This is a genomic window from Streptomyces sp. NPDC050549, from assembly GCF_040655035.1.
Lineage (GTDB): Bacteria > Actinomycetota > Actinomycetes > Streptomycetales > Streptomycetaceae > Streptomyces.
In genome coordinates, this window is the sequence record NZ_JBFAJD010000023.1 from 122,815 (window position 1) to 137,060 (window position 14,246).

General features: G+C 70.5%; 11 protein-coding genes and 1 tRNA gene. 3 read left to right on the top strand and 9 right to left on the bottom strand.

Annotation, left to right across the window (positions count from 1 at the left end; translation table 11 throughout):
• Positions 1 to 2 precede the first annotated feature (2 nt).
• The 8 genes from AB0I51_RS29745 to galU all read right to left on the bottom strand — a co-directional run bounded on the left by AB0I51_RS29745 (position 3) and on the right by galU (position 7,407).
• On the bottom strand, positions 3 to 1,616 hold the full coding sequence (locus AB0I51_RS29745) for a hypothetical protein (RefSeq protein ID WP_362980326.1): 1,614 nt from the start codon (positions 1,614 to 1,616) through the stop codon (positions 3 to 5).
• A gap of 170 nt (positions 1,617 to 1,786) precedes the next feature.
• Positions 1,787 to 1,860, bottom strand: a tRNA-Ala gene (locus AB0I51_RS29750).
• A 61-nt stretch (positions 1,861 to 1,921) separates the two neighbouring features.
• Complete coding sequence (glpR, locus tag AB0I51_RS29755; RefSeq protein WP_362980328.1) at positions 1,922 to 3,211, bottom strand: gephyrin-like molybdotransferase receptor GlpR; 1,290 nt, start codon at positions 3,209 to 3,211, stop codon at positions 1,922 to 1,924.
• 216 nt (positions 3,212 to 3,427) lie between these two features.
• Entirely contained in the window at positions 3,428 to 4,066 is a 639-nt protein-coding gene (locus AB0I51_RS29760; protein ID WP_362980386.1) for a GNAT family protein, read from the bottom strand.
• The gene (locus AB0I51_RS29765) at positions 4,063 to 4,605 is read right to left on the bottom strand and encodes a MogA/MoaB family molybdenum cofactor biosynthesis protein (RefSeq protein WP_362980330.1); all 543 of its coding nucleotides are present in this window, start codon (positions 4,603 to 4,605) and stop codon (positions 4,063 to 4,065) included. The genes AB0I51_RS29760 and AB0I51_RS29765 overlap by 4 nt, the downstream gene beginning before the upstream one ends.
• Positions 4,602 to 5,114, bottom strand: a complete 513-nt coding sequence (moaC, locus tag AB0I51_RS29770) for a cyclic pyranopterin monophosphate synthase MoaC (RefSeq protein WP_362980332.1) — start codon at positions 5,112 to 5,114, stop codon at positions 4,602 to 4,604. The genes AB0I51_RS29765 and moaC overlap by 4 nt, the downstream gene beginning before the upstream one ends.
• Before the next feature lie 62 nt (positions 5,115 to 5,176).
• On the bottom strand, positions 5,177 to 6,499 hold the full coding sequence (gene glp / locus AB0I51_RS29775; RefSeq protein ID WP_362980334.1) for a gephyrin-like molybdotransferase Glp: 1,323 nt from the start codon (positions 6,497 to 6,499) through the stop codon (positions 5,177 to 5,179).
• Between the two features lie 5 nt (positions 6,500 to 6,504).
• Positions 6,505 to 7,407 carry a UTP--glucose-1-phosphate uridylyltransferase GalU gene (gene galU / locus AB0I51_RS29780; protein ID WP_362980336.1) on the bottom strand — a complete coding sequence of 301 codons (903 nt, stop codon included), beginning with the start codon at positions 7,405 to 7,407 and terminating at the stop codon, positions 6,505 to 6,507.
• 132 nt (positions 7,408 to 7,539) lie between these two features.
• Here galU and AB0I51_RS29785 point away from each other — a divergent pair, with 132 nt between their 5' ends.
• Positions 7,540 to 8,121, top strand: a complete 582-nt coding sequence (locus tag AB0I51_RS29785) for a 5-formyltetrahydrofolate cyclo-ligase (protein ID WP_362980338.1) — start codon at positions 7,540 to 7,542, stop codon at positions 8,119 to 8,121.
• Positions 8,122 to 8,168: 47 nt separating this feature from the next.
• On the opposite strand, the gene AB0I51_RS29790 is transcribed toward AB0I51_RS29785, so the two are convergent.
• A complete protein-coding gene (locus tag AB0I51_RS29790; protein ID WP_362980340.1) occupies positions 8,169 to 10,919 on the bottom strand; it encodes a penicillin acylase family protein in 2,751 nt (916 codons plus the stop codon).
• 194 nt (positions 10,920 to 11,113) lie between these two features.
• On the opposite strand from AB0I51_RS29790, the gene AB0I51_RS29795 reads away from it, so the two are divergent.
• Together AB0I51_RS29795 and AB0I51_RS29800 are read left to right on the top strand one after the other, a co-directional pair.
• Positions 11,114 to 12,694, top strand: coding sequence for a potassium/proton antiporter (locus AB0I51_RS29795; protein WP_362980342.1), 1,581 nt, complete (start codon positions 11,114 to 11,116; stop codon positions 12,692 to 12,694).
• Positions 12,695 to 12,971: 277 nt separating this feature from the next.
• Positions 12,972 to 14,246 (top strand): MFS transporter, encoded by a 1,275-nt coding sequence (locus AB0I51_RS29800; protein ID WP_362980344.1) that lies wholly within the window; start codon positions 12,972 to 12,974, stop codon positions 14,244 to 14,246.

Consider the following 14,246-nt stretch of genomic DNA (forward strand, 5'->3'; position numbering starts at 1 on the left):
CGTCACACCCCTTCACGGTTCGTCATCTGATCGACGACAACTGCCACTGAACGGGGCACGATCGGCTCGAGCACCGGCAGGACCGCGTCCCAGCCGTCGAGAACCACGGCCTGTGCGGCAAGCCTGCGCGCGCGGGACGGCTCGGCCACCTCCGCGAGGGCGGTCAGTGCGCGGGCCCGTGTCGCACGGTGGGCGATCGAGTGGGCCAGTGCCTCGGCCTGTTCCGGGTCGCCGTGCCGGGCCCACTCCTGGACGACGGCCACCAGCGCCTCGTCTCGCGCCCAGCGGTCGGTGATCACACGGGCGAGCGCCTCGGCCCGGCCCGGATCACCGTGCCGGGCCAGTTCCCGGACGACTTCGATCAGGGCCCTGGCCTGTGCCCGGCTGTCGGTGATCCCATGGGCGAGGGCCTCGGCCGCGTCCGTGTCGCCGTAGCGGGCGAGTTCGCCCACGATCTCCGCCTGCCGCCCGGCGCGCAGTTCGGGCTCGATCCCGTCGGCGAGGACCATGGCACGCTGGACCTGCCCGCGCCGCGCCAGCAGGAGTGTCAGGGCCCTCAGCAGGATGTCGTGATCGGGACCGTCTCCGGTGTCGAGCAGGGCCTCGGCCCGGTCGGCCAGGGCGAGGGCCACGTCCAGGCCGGCGGTTTCCGCGACGGCGTCCAGCACACCTGCCAGGTCCCGGGCGCCGAGGAAGGACCGGGGCGGGAGCGGGCGGGCGTCGCTCCCGTCAACGTCTCCGTCCAGCGGCATGTCCTGGTCGGTGGCTCCGGTGAGCGCCCACCCGCACACTCCGCCCCCGGCACCGACGGGAGGTCTGGGTGGGGGACGCAGCAGGGCGTCGACCCGGGCCAGGTCTCCTCCCAGGACCTCACGGGCCAGTACCGCCACCAGGGGCCCGGTCCGGGACCATGGTGACCGGTCGTGGGACTGGGATCGGGTGAAGTCCTCCACGCGGTCGGCGAACGCGGCGGCCCGGGCATGATCGCCGGTGGCGGCGGCCACCTCCATGAGAAGAACGAGCACGTGCCCCGTCCCGTCGAAGACGAACGCGTCGACCTCGTCGTCGGCGCGAGCGGCAAACCCGAGCGTCGCATGGGTGTCGCCGTCGTCCGCCACCGCTTTCGCCAGTACGGCCCAGGCCCTGGCCCAGTTGTGCGGGTAGCGAATCGTTTCTGCCAGCGCTGCGGCCCGGTCACGTTCACCCGCAGCGGCCCACGCCGATACGAGGGCGACCAGCGCTTCGTCCCGCAGCTGCCGCAGGGGGATCGACTCGGCCAGCGCCTGGGCACCGCACAGGTCTCCCGCACCGGCTGCGGCCTTCACCAGCGTCAACAGCTCCTCGCCCTGCCGGAGTTCGTCGCCGATCGTGTAGGCCGGCTCAGCCGCGCGGACGAGATGGCCGGTACGGGCGAGCGCCCCCGGGAACCACCCCCTGGTGAGTCCGGTCCCGGCGTCCCCGCCCACCGACAACCGGAGCAGTGCCAGCAGGCACGGCTCGAACCCCCTTCGTACGATGCCCTGTCCCGCGCGGCCCTCCGGCGCCGGGCCTCGACGCCGCTCCCGTTCGCGCCTCAGGAACAGCTCTTGCCCCCACTGGGCCAACCCCTCCGGCATGCCCGCACCACTCCCTTGGTGAAGCCATTCCCCCGGCGCAGCATCCCCCACCGGCCTCCGACGCGACGCTCCGGCCCGCCCGCCAACTCCCCCGGACAGGCTCGAACAGCTCCGGAAACGACAAAGATCCCGCCCGATCTTCCGATCGGACGGGATCTCGTTGCTGTGTGTGGACCTGTGGGGATTTGAACCCCAGACCCCCTCGATGCGAACGAGGTGCGCTACCAGACTGCGCCACAGGCCCTTGCAACGAGTGAAACTCTAGCATCCCCCTCAGGGTGCTTGGAAATCCGTTCCTTGCCTGGTCACTCGTTGGCCGCGCGGGGCCGCTCGCCGTCCTCGTACTGGTCGAACAGCGGGGTGCGCCCGCGCTCACGGGCGCGGCGGGCGGAGGCGGCGCGGCGGGCGTCGGTGCGGCCCTCCGCCGTCGCTTTGTCGTCGTCCGACAAGTCCTCCGCCTCTTCCTCGTCCCGGGCCGCCGGCTGCGCTTCCTGCTCCGGCGCCACCGAGCTGGAGCGCGCGGAGCTCCACGCGTCGGGCGCCCCGAGGTCCACGTCGGAGGTGGCGCGCGGGGCGACCGGTGCGGTGACGTACGTCGGCAGCGGTACGGGTACCGGGTCCCAGCTGTCGCCCTGGCCCGGCCGGCGCTGCCGTTCACGTTGCTGGTCGACCCACTCGGCGTGGTCGGTCTGTTCGACGAGGGCGCGGCGGTCGGCGGCGAGGGCGGACATCCCGGGGTCCGTCTCCGGTTCGGGTCCCTCCTCGGCGTCGTCGATCCCGGCGTCCACGGACGCGCGCCGGCGCGGCTGGCGCTCACGCAGCCGCTGCGCGGCGACCTCGGCCTGGCGGCGGTCCATCTGGTAGGCGAAGCGGCGGCGTTCCTGGGAGCGCAGGTAGGCGATGTATCCGCTGAGCAGGATCGCCGGCACGCCGGGCGCCCACAGGAGGGTGAGTCCACCGACGGCCGCGACGACCGCGCCGAGCGTGAAGGCGAGGAACAGCATCACGGTGGTACGCCTGCGCCGTGCGAGCACCTTCACGCGCCGGGCGCGCGCTGCGGCGGCCTCCTCGGCGGGAGTGCGTCGGGCGATCGGGACGCGTCTGCGCACGGGCGCGGGCTTCGACTTGGGCGCGGACTTGGGCGTCTGGGCGGGGGTCTGTTGGGCCGCCGGTTTGGCCGTTTGTTCGCGCGCCGGTTCGCGAACCGGCTCACGGACGGGCTCGTGCGCCGATTCGCGCGCGTGCTCGCGCTCCGGTTCCCGCGCCGCTTCCGGCCGGTCCGGGCCCGGTCGGCGGACCTGTGCATGCACCTGGGGACGGGCCGGGGGCATGGCGAAGGCCCGGACGTCCACCGAGTCGGTGACGGCGTCCGGCACGACGGCGCTGGGCTCCCCCTCCTCGGTGGAGCGCGCCCGCAGGTCCTTGGCGTACCGGCGCTCCATTCCCGCCCGTCCGGACAGCAGCCGGATGGCGGTGCTGAAGCGTTCCGTCGGACGGGCCTCGTTCAGCTCGTCCTGCCTACGGAGCCACATCGGCACCAAGTAGGCGGCCCAGGCCCCGACAATGACTGCGTAGATGAGGCCGCTGCTGCTCACGCCTCACACGGTAGAGGGGTTTGCGTGAGGCCATCTGCCAATTGAGCCGGTGTGTCGCACGATCTGGCTGATATTTCGAGCTTTTTTTGTGACCGATGCGATCAGCAGGCCGCCGAGTTGGCGAATTCATTGCCCCAAGACGGTCATCCGTCGATCAATTTCGAACACTTATTCCATTTCCGGGGTTCTGGGCTTCCGGGCCCAACAGGCTCCCCGTTACGCGGGATTGTCGTGCGGTGCGCTCTGGGAGCGTGCCCGCTGCCAGCGGGCCAGCAACCCTTCGGGGACCTCTTCCGCGGTGAGCGCGAAGACGAGGTGGTCGCGCCAGGCGCCGTCGATGTGGAGATATCGGGGCCGAAGCCCCTCCTCCCGGAATCCGAGTTTCTCGACGACCCGGCGGCTGGGGCCGTTCTCGGGGCGAATGCAGACCTCGATGCGGTGCAGTCCCACGGCCCGGAAACAGTGGTCGACGACGAGTGCCACGGACGTCGGCATCACTCCGCGTCCGGCCACCGACTCGTCCACCCAGTAGCCGATGTGGCCCGAGCACATCGAGCCCCAGGTGATCCCGGCGACCGTCAACTGCCCGACCAGGCGCCCCTGGTACTCGATGACGAACGGCAGCATCCGGCCCGCGTTCGCCTCGGAGCGCAGGTGTCTGACCATCTGGCGGTAGGTGGGCCGGTGCGCGATCGGCCCGCTGGGCGTGGGCGGCGGGATGGTCGCCTCCCAGGGGCGCAGCCAGTCCCGGTTGCGCCGGTTGACCTCACGCCAGTCCCGCTGGTCGCGGAGTTTTATCGGCCTCAGGACGATGTCGCCGTCCGCCAGTACGGCGGGCCAGGATGGGCTGTTCAGCTCGCACCCCCACTGGTGTCGGCGGGTCTGGGGTGATCGCCGCCTCGGATCTGGTCGACGGCGTGCGCCAGCAGGAGTTCCAGTACGGCGAGGCCGTCCTTCACCCCGCCGGTGGAACCCGGCAGGTTGACGATCAGTGTGCGCCCGGCGACCCCGGCCAGGCCCCGGGAGAGCGCCGCGGTGGGCACCTTCTCCCGGCCGAACGCCCGGATGGCCTCGGCGATGCCCGGCACCTCGTAGTCGATGACCGCGCGGGTGGCCTCGGGGGTGCGGTCGGTGGGCGAGACTCCGGTGCCGCCGGTGGTGACGACCGCGTCGTAACCGGCGTCCACGGCGGCGCGCAGGGCTGCCTCGACCGGGCGGCCGTCGGGCACCACCTGCGGTCCCTCGACCGCGAAGCCGAAGCCCTTGAGGCCGGCGGCGATCAAGGGGCCGCCCCTGTCCTCATAGACCCCGGAGGCGGCCCGGTTCGAGGCGGTGACCACCAGTGCCCGGTACGGCGCGGGCGGCACGCCGCCGGCCGGATCGTCGGGGCTCATGTCCGGCTCCAGTCCCCCGACTTGCCGCCCGTCTTCTCCTCCACGCGTACGTCCGTGATGACCGCTCCCTTGTCGACCGCCTTGACCATGTCGATCACGGTGAGCGCGGCAACGGAGACCGCGGTGAGGGCCTCCATCTCGACGCCCGTGCGGTCCGTCGTCTTCACGGTGGCCCGGATCCGTACCGAGTCGTCCGCGACCGACAGATCCAGTTTCACACCCGACACCGACAACGGGTGACAGAGCGGGATCAGATCGGGAGTGCGTTTGGCGCCCATGATCCCCGCGATGCGCGCGGTGGCCAGGGCGTCGCCCTTGGGGACCCCCTCGCCGCGCAGGAGTTCGACCACGCGGGGCGAGACGAGGACGCGTCCGCTGGCGGTGGCGGTACGCGCGGTCACGTCCTTGCCGGACACGTCGACCATCCGGGCGGCGCCCGCGTCGTCGATGTGCGTGAGGCGGTCTTGCTCAAGGGGTCCGGGGGTGTCCCCCCGGAAAGGCTCAGTCATGCTGTGTGGCGCTCCCGGTCCGGGCGTGTTGTGCGCGACACGGTACCGCCAACCAGGAGTGCTCAGCCGAGCAGGACCACCTCGACCTCGGTGCCGGGCTCGACGGACTCGACGTCCTCGGGGACGACGATCAGCGCGTCAGCCAGCGCGAGTGCCGCGACCAGGTGCGATCCGGCGCCCCCGACGGGCGTCACTTCGCCGTCGGCGTACATCCCGCGGAGGAACTGCCGGCGGCCCTTGGGCGAGGTCAGCGCCTTGTCGGTGGTCAGGGTGGCGCGGGTTCTCGGGCGGTGGACGTCGTCAAGGCCCATCAGGGTGCGGATCGCGGGGCGGGCGAACAGCTCGAAGGAGACGTACGACGACACCGGGTTGCCGGGGAGGGCGAGCAGCGGGATGTGGTCGGGGCCGATGGAGCCGAAGCCCTGGGGTTTGCCGGGCTGCATGGCGAGCCTGCGGAAGTCGATCCCGGCTCCCTCCTCGTCCTCGTCCCCCACGGACGACAGGGCTTCCTTGACGACGTCGTACGCCCCGACGCTCACGCCGCCGGTGGTGACCAGGAGGTCGGCGCGGACGAGCTGGTCCTCGATGGTGGAACGGAGCGTGTCGGCGTCGTCGGCCACGGCGCCGACCCGGTAGGCGATGGCGCCCGCGTCGCGGGCGGCGGCGGTGAGGGCGAAGCTGTTGGAGTCGTAGATCTGGCCGGGGCCCAACTGCTCGTCGGGCTGGACGAGTTCGCTGCCGGTGGACATGACGACCACGCGCGGGCGTGGCCGTACGCGGACCGTGCCGCGGCCGATGGCGGCGAGCAGGGCGATCTGCGGCGGGCCGAGGATCGTGCCGGCGTCGAGGGCACGGTCACCGGCCTTCACGTCGCTGCCCTTCGCGCGTACGTGCGCGCGTGCCTCGGCCGAGCGGTACACCTGCACGTGTCCGCCGGCCGCCTCGGGGGCCCGGCTGCGGGCGCGCATGCCGGTGACCGGTCCTTCGCCGAGGCCTCCGTCGGTCCACTCCACGGGGACGACGGCCTCCGCGCCGGGCGGCAGCGGGGCGCCGGTCATGATGCGGGCGGCCTGGCCGGGGCCCACATGGAGGGGTTCGGCCTGGCCCGCCGCGACGTCGCCGACGACCGCGAGGACGGCCGGGAACTCCTCGCCGGCGCCCGCCACGTCCGTGACCCGCACCGCGTAGCCGTCCATCGAGCTGTTGTCGAAGGGCGGGAGCGAGACCGGCACCGTGATGTCCTCGACCAGGACGCAGCCCTGGGCGTCGAGCAGTTGCAGCTCGATGGGTTCCAGGGGGCGGACGGTCGCGAGGATGTCCTCCAGGTGCTCGTCCACCGTCCAGAGGTGGTCGGGTCCTGTGGTGCGGGTCGCGGCGGTGCTCAACGTTGCTACATCTCCTCGGCTACGTAACTGCGAAGCCAGGCGCGGAAGTCCGGGCCCAGGTCTTCACGTTCGCACGCGAGTCTGACAATGGCACGCAGATAGTCGCCCCGGTCGCCGGTGTCATAGCGGCGGCCCTTGAAGACGACGCCGTGCACGGGGCCGCCGACCTTCTCGTCGGTGGCCAACTGCTGTAGGGCGTCGGTGAGTTGGATCTCCCCGCCGCGGCCGGGCTCCGTCTTGCGCAGTATGCCGAAGATGTGGGGGTCGAGGACGTAGCGGCCGATGATCGCGTAGTTCGACGGGGCGTCGGCCGCCTCCGGCTTCTCGACCAGGCCGGTGACCTTGACGACGTCGCCGTCCGCGGTGGCCTCCACGGCCGCGCAGCCGTAGAGGTGGATCTGCTCGGGCGCGACCTCCATGAGGGCGACGACGCTGCCGCCGTGCAGCTCCTGGACCTCGACCATGCGCGCGAGGAGGGGGTCCCGGGGGTCGATCAGGTCGTCCCCGAGGAGGACGGCGAAGGGCTCGTGGCCGACGTGCGGGGCCGCGCACAGGACCGCGTGACCGAGGCCCTTGGGGTCGCCCTGGCGGACGTAGTGCATGGTCGCGAGGTCGCTCGACTCCTGGACTTTGGCCAGCCGGCTCGCGTCGCCCTTCTTCTGGAGGGCCGATTCGAGTTCGTAGTTGCGGTCGAAGTGGTCCTCGAGAGGGCGCTTGTTGCGTCCGGTGATCATGAGAACGTCGTCGAGCCCCGCCGACGCGGCCTCTTCGACCACGTACTGGATCGCGGGCTTGTCCACGACCGGCAGCATCTCCTTGGGAGTTGCTTTCGTGGCCGGCAGGAACCTGGTGCCGAGACCGGCTGCGGGAATGACAGCCTTGCTGATCCTGGGGTGCGACTGAGTCATGCCCGAACCTTATCCGGTGCCTTTGTGCTGAATCTGTGGCTCCGGTTAATACGCTCTCATATGATCACATTGGAAAGGATACGGGTGGGACCTGTGCGTCACCCAGAACATGAAGCCGAGCCTGACAAGCGAATGTTGCGACAAGAGTTCCTCGCGGTGAGGAACAGGTTGACGGCCGATGACGTGCGGGAAGCCGCCGCGGCACTCGCCGGCCGCGCGCTGGAGCTGCCCGAGCTGGCGCACGCGCGCACGGTGGCGGCGTACGTCTCCGTGGGGGGCGAACCGGGAACGCTCGCCCTGCTGGACGCACTCCGCGCGCGGGACGTCGACGTCCTGCTCCCCGTGCTCCTCCCGGACAACGACCTGGACTGGGGCGCCTACGACGGCGAGGGCTCGCTCGCCCGGGTCCAACACGGCGGAAGGATGACCCTGTTCGAGCCGTCCGGGCAACGGCTCGGCCGGGACGCCGTGACGGCCGCCGACGTCGTCCTGCTGCCCGGTCTGGCGGTCGACGGGCGCGGGATGCGGCTGGGGCGCGGCGGGGGGTCGTACGACCGGGTGCTGGCGCGGCTGGAGCGGGCGGGCGCGCATCCCGCGCTGGTGGTGCTGCTCTACGACTCCGAAGTCGTCGCGCGCGTCCCCGCGGAGGCGCACGACCGGCCGGTGCGGGCGGCGGTGACACCGAGCGGCGTGCACCGGTTCCCCGGGAACTGAAACGGCCCTCCACGCGCGCGTGGAGGGCCGTTTCGGATGTCATCTGCTCACGGTTTCAGCACCAGGGTGTCGCTCGTGCTGTCGTCGACCGCCTTGGACGAGAAGGACCACGGCAGCAGTTCGCCGTTGACCCACTTGCCCGTCTGGTCGGTGTAGTGCGCGCTGAAGGCGTGCCCGGAGGCCCCGGTGAGGTTGATCCACTTGGACTTGTCGAAGTTGTCCAGGTTGACCACCATGCGCATCGACGGCACCCAGACCACTCCGTAGCCGCCGGCCGCGTTCCAGCCGGTGGCGTCGACCGTGGCCTCGCCGCCGCTGAGCTTCCAGGGGCCACGGTTGAGGACGTACTGGACGATGGCGGGGCCCTCGGTGCCCAGGGTCTGGTTCTTCAGGAACAGGCGGTGCAGCCGGCCCCAGCTCCAGGTGTCGATGTCCTTGCCGAGCTTGGCGGTCAGCTCCCAGCGGGCGTCGATCATGGCGCGCTTGAATAGCTGGTTCATGTTGCTCGCGCCCGGCCGGGTGCCCGACTTGGGAGTCGTCCACCAGTCGCTCGTGGGGTCGTCCATCAGCTTGCGGACGACCTCGAACCAGCGGTCGCCGCCGTCCGGCTGCGCCTGGTCCGCGTCGCGCTCGCCGCACTCGCGCACCTTCTGGTTGGTCTCGTCGGCGGGACCGGTCGTGTCGACCGGCGAGACGAAGATGCACTGGCCCTTGACCCGCAGTTCCTTCGGCAGTTTGTTGCCGAAGGCGAGCTTGAGGATGTTGCGCCAGACCGAGTTGAAGTAGGCGGCGGCCGCCGAGTCGGCGTCCTGGGTGTAGTCCCAGCCCTCCAGGAGCTTCTGCGCCTGGCGCACGTCCGGGTCCGGCTCGTCGATCTTCAGCAGCTTGGGCACCAGCAGCTTGGCGATCTCGCTGCTGTCGTCGAGCTGCATCTGCCGCATGTCGTCGGTGGAGATCTTGCCTCCACCGCCGATCTTCGACTCGATCAGATCGGTGATGCGCTGGCTGCGGGTGCCATAGCCCCAGTCCGTGGTGAGCGTGTACGGGTACTTGTCCTTGTCGATCACCGCCTGGTTCGCGGTGACGATGTAGCCGCGCTTCGGGTTGTACTCGTACGGCAGCGCAGCCTGCGGAATGTAGCCGGTCCAGTCGTACTTGGAGTCCCAGCCGGGCACCGGCAGCGAGCCGTCGCCCTTCCCGCGCACGGGGATCTTTCCGGGCAGCGTGTAGCCGATGTTGTTCTTGGTGTCGGCGTAGACGAGGTTCTGCGAGGGCACGTCGAACTTCGTGGACGCCGCGCGGAACTCGCTCCAGTCGGACGCCTTGTCGATGGCGAAGACGGCGTCCATGGTGGTGCCCGGGTCCTCGGCGGTCCAGCGCAGAGAGATGGCGTAGCCGTCGCCTCTGTCCGGGGCCGCGGTGTCGACGGTGGCCTTCTTGCCGACCTGCACGAGTTCGTCGTTGCGGTCGGACAGCAGGGGACCGTTGTTGGTCTCCCGGACGACGATCTTCTTGGAGGCGCCGCCGGCGACCTTGATGGTCTCCGTGCGGCTGGTGAAGGGCTTCGTCGTGCCGTCGTACAGGTAGCCGTCTCCGGAGAGCTTCTCCAGGTAGAGGTCGGTGGTGTCGACCCCGGAGTTGGTCATGCCCCAGGCGATGTCCTGGTTGTGGCCGATGACGACGCCGGGCATGCCCGCGAAGGTGTACCCGGTGACGTCGTACTGGCACTTGCTGGAGACCGTGCGGCAGTGCAGGCCCATCTGGTACCAGACGGACGGCAGCGATGCCTCCAGGTGCGGGTCGTTGGCCAGCAGGGGCTTGCCGGTGATGGTGTGCTCGCCGCCTACGACCCACGAGTTGGAGCCGATGCCCTGGCCGTTCACGCCGACGGCCGTCGGGAGGTCGTCCAGGACGTTCGAGAGGCCTGCGAGCTGGCTCGTGAGGGCCGAACCGGACGAGGACGACGTGGAACCCGTCGTGCCGCTCGTGGACGTGCTGGAGGAGCCGTCACCGCCGTTGAACGTCTTGGTGTACTCGTCGTACTCGCCCACGGTGACGATCGGCTTGTTGCGGCTGTACGGATAATCCGGGTACAGGTCCGCGATCTGCTGGGGGCCGAGGCGGGTGGTCATCAGCGCTCGGTCGATCTCGTCCTGCATGTTGCCGCGCAGGTCCCAGGCCATCGCCTTGAGCCACGAGACGGAGTCGACCGGGGTCCACTTCTCGGGCTTGTAGTCGTTGGTGAAACCAAGGGCCGCGTACTCCAGGGAGATCTCTTTCCCGTCCTTGCCCTGGAGATAGGCGTTGACCCCCTTGGCGTAGGCCTGGAGGTACTTCTTCGTGGAGGCCGACAGCGTGGTGTCGTACTCCTTCTTGGCGACCCGGTCCCAGCCCAGGGTGCGCAGGAACTCGTCGTCCTTGACCTGGCTCTTGCCGAACATCTCGGACAGCCGCCCGGACGTCATGTGGCGGCGTACGTCCATCTCGTAGAACCGGTCCTGCGCCTGGACGTAGCCCTGCGCCATGAACAGGTCCGCGTCGGAGGACGCGTAGATCTGCGGGATGCCGTAGCTGTCGCGCTTCACATCGACGGGCCCCGACAGGCCGTCGAGGGTGATCGAACCCGTGGTCTGCGGCAGGGAGGCCCGGACCGTGCTGACGGACCAGTAGGCGCCGTAGGCGATGCCCCCGATGATGGCCATTACCAGGACGAGAACCAATAGACGGGCTTTGCGCCCCTTTTTCCTGCCGGACTTGCCGGGCTTATGACCCGATGAGGCGGTGGTGTTGGGGGGCATCGCTGTCCTTGCTGTCCTAACGCGAGCGGCAGGGCGGGCTGTGCTTTTGACTGAGCGCTGGAGCAACCATAGGCGCAGGCTTCCGTGCGACTTGACGCGGAGTCGGGTACCGGCGCGGACGGGCGTTCGATCTTGCCTCGGGAAGTGTCAAGAAAGCGTCAAGAGTTAGGTAAGGTAACGAAGTACTTGGATGCGTGGCGCCGCAGCCTCGCGTCCCCTGTACATGTGCTGCCGCCCCGGACGCGCGTCAGCCGAGGAAGGGAAGCCTTCTGACTGTCCACCACCTCGACCAGCTCCTGCTCGTCTGCTCGCTCGTCCTGCTCGTCGCCGTAGCGGCGGTCCGGATCTCCTCGCGCAGCGGGCTCCCCAGCCTGCTCGTCTACCTGGGGATCGGCATCGCCATGGGCCAGGACGGCATCGGCGACATCCACTTCGACAACACCGAGCTGACCCAGGTCATCGGATACGCGGCCCTGGTCGTGATCCTGGCCGAGGGCGGCCTCGGCACGAAGTGGACAGAGGTCAGGCCGGTCCTGTCGTCGGCCGCCACGCTGGCGCTGGCAGGGGTGGCGGTGAGCGTCGGGGTCACGGCCGCGGGCGCGCACTACCTGGTCGGACTGGAGTGGCGGCAGGCGTTCATCATCGGGGCGGTGGTGTCCTCGACGGACGCGGCGGCGGTCTTCTCCGTGCTGCGCAGAATCCCCCTCCCCGCGCGCGTGACGGGCACGTTGGAGGCCGAGTCCGGCTTCAACGACGCCCCGGTGGTCATTCTGGTCGTCGCCTTCTCCACGGCGGGCCCGGTCGAGCACTGGTACGCGCTGGTGGGCGAGATAGCCCTGGAGCTGGCCATCGGCGCGGCCATCGGTCTCGCGGTGGGCTGGCTCGGCTCCTGGGGGCTGCGGCACGTGGCGCTGCCCGCCTCCGGCCTCTACCCGATCGCCGTGCTGGCGATCGCGGTCACCGCGTACGCCGCGGGCGCCCTGGCACACGGCAGCGGCTTCCTCGCGGTCTATCTCGCCGCGATGGTGCTCGGCAACGCCAAGCTGCCCCACTGGCCCGCGACGCGCGGCTTCGCCGACGGGCTCGGCTGGATCGCCCAGATCGGCATGTTCGTCCTCCTCGGCCTGCTGGTCACCCCGCACGAACTCGGGGATGACGTCTGGCCGGCGCTGATCATCGGCCTAGTGCTGACGATGGTCGCCCGGCCGCTGAGCGTGGTGCTCAGCCTCACGCCGTTCCGGGTGCCCTGGCAGGAGCAGACGCTGATGTCCTGGGCCGGGCTGCGCGGCGCCGTGCCCATCATCCTGGCGACCATCCCCATGGTGAACGGCGTCACCGGCAGCCGCCGTGTCTTCAACATCGTCTTCGTCCTGGTCGTCGTCTACACCCTGGTCCAGGGGCCGACGCTGCCCTGGCTGGCGCGCACGCTGAAGCTGGGCGGGGGGCCCGAGGCCGCCGACCTCGGCATCGAATCGGCGCCCCTGGAGCGGCTGCGCGGGCATCTGCTGTCCGTCGCGATCCCCGCGGAGTCCAAGATGCACGGCGTCGAGGTCAACGAGCTCAGGCTGCCGGCCGGAGCCGCGGTCACCCTGGTCGTACGCGACGGAAAATCGTTTGTTCCGTTGCCCTCGACGGTCCTGAGGCGCGGCGACGAACTCCTGGTCGTGGCGACGGATCCGGTCCGGGACGCGGCCGAGCGGCGGCTGCGGGCGGTGGGCCGCGGCGGGAAGCTGGCCGGGTGGCTGGGCACGGACAATGCCGCGTCCGGCCATTAGGGGCATGTTTCGCACGGTTCACACCTTCACCGATCGCAGGTGAACGCGCGCGTGGTGCCCGTTTTCACAGGCCCCCGGGCTTTGCTCCCTGTATGATGAAGGCACATTCTGATCGAACCAAATCTGCCTGACGCAGTGCTGGCGCGACCGTATGGCGGCCGAATCCCTCCTCCGCAGTGGGCACCGGTATCTACCGCAGTTCCGCGCAAGAGGACAGTGCTCGGCGCCGCCTCGACAAAGAGGTGCCGCGCTACCAGGTGGCAGAAAGGCACGGGCCGTGGCATCCACGGTCACCTCCAGGACGGGATCCCGTCCTGGATACGGACAGCTGCTGCGCACGCGCGGCGCCTGGACGTTCCTGGTTCCCGGCTTCGCGGCCCGCCAGCCGTTCGCGATGCTCACCATCTCCATCGTGCTGCTCGTGCAGCACACCACCGGCTCCTACGGCGCTGCGGGCGCCGCCGCGGCCGTCACCGGCGTCTCCATGGCCCTGTTCGCGCCCTACAGCGGACGCCTGGCCGACCGCCACGGGCAGCGGGCCGTACTGATCCCCGGCGTCCTGATGCACTCCCTGTCGGGCCTGACGTTCACCGCGCTCGCGCTCGGCCACGCACCCCTGTGGGCACTGTTCGTGGCCGCCGTGCCGACCGGCGCCTCGGTGCCGCAGATCGGGCCCATGGTGCGCGCCCGCTGGGGCGTGAAGCTCCAGGACTCGCCCCTCATGACGACCGCCGCGGCCTTCGAGTCCGTCACCGACGAACTGACCTTCGTCTTCGGCCCGTTGCTCGCGACCGCCCTGTGCACCACCGTGAACCCGGCGGCCGGACTGGTCACGGAGGCCGGGCTCACGCTGGCCGGCGGCCTGATCTTCGCCGCCCAGAAGGGCACCCAGCCCACGGCGACCGCCGACGGGCACGCGCGCGTGGAGCACGTTTCCGCACTGCGCGTCCCCGGAGTGCGTGTGCTGATCATGACCTTCCTGGGCATCGGTTCCGTCTTCGGCGGCATGCAGGTCTCCCTGGCCGCCTTCACCGAGTCGATCGGCGAACCCGGCCTGAACGGCGTCCTCTACGGCACCTTCGCCGCCGGCAACATGCTCTCCGGACTCGTGTGCGGTGCCGTCGCCTGGAAAGTCGCCCCGCAGCGCCGCCTCCTGGTCGGCTACGCGGCCCTCGCGCTGACCGCGTCCGCCCTGTGGACCGCCCACTCGGTGCTGCTCCTGGCCGCCCTCGGTCTTCTGGTCGGCATGTGCATCGCGCCCGCCCTGATCACCGGCTACACCCTGGTCGAGGGGCTCGTCCCGGCCGGCGCCCGCACCGAGGCCTTCACCTGGCTGACCGGCGCGGTCGCCCTCGGCCAGGCCGCTGCCGTCACCGTCGCCGGACAGCTGGAGGACCGCCTGTGGGGCGGCGCCGGTTTCCTGGTGCCGATGGCCGGTACGGTGCTCGCCCTGGGCGCCCTGATCGCGCTCCGGTCCCGCCTCACGACCCGGCCCCGCAGCCGCACCGTGGCACGTGGCGTCGGTCACCGCGTGCCGGTGGCAGTGGACTGA

What these genes read in the sequence shown, in the direction of transcription:
- AB0I51_RS29745 (WP_362980326.1), bottom strand. Translation starts at nt 1,616, where the DNA reads ATGCCGGAGGGGTTGGCCCAGTGGGGGCAAGAGCTGTTCCTGAGGCGC.
- AB0I51_RS29765 (WP_362980330.1), bottom strand. Translation starts at nt 4,605, where the DNA reads ATGAGCCCCGACGATCCGGCCGGCGGCGTGCCGCCCGCGCCGTACCGG.
- moaC (WP_362980332.1), bottom strand. Translation starts at nt 5,114, where the DNA reads ATGACTGAGCCTTTCCGGGGGGACACCCCCGGACCCCTTGAGCAAGAC.
- galU (WP_362980336.1), bottom strand. Translation starts at nt 7,407, where the DNA reads ATGACTCAGTCGCACCCCAGGATCAGCAAGGCTGTCATTCCCGCAGCC.
- AB0I51_RS29785 (WP_362980338.1), top strand. Translation starts at nt 7,540, where the DNA reads ATGTTGCGACAAGAGTTCCTCGCGGTGAGGAACAGGTTGACGGCCGAT.
- AB0I51_RS29790 (WP_362980340.1), bottom strand. Translation starts at nt 10,919, where the DNA reads ATGCCCCCCAACACCACCGCCTCATCGGGTCATAAGCCCGGCAAGTCC.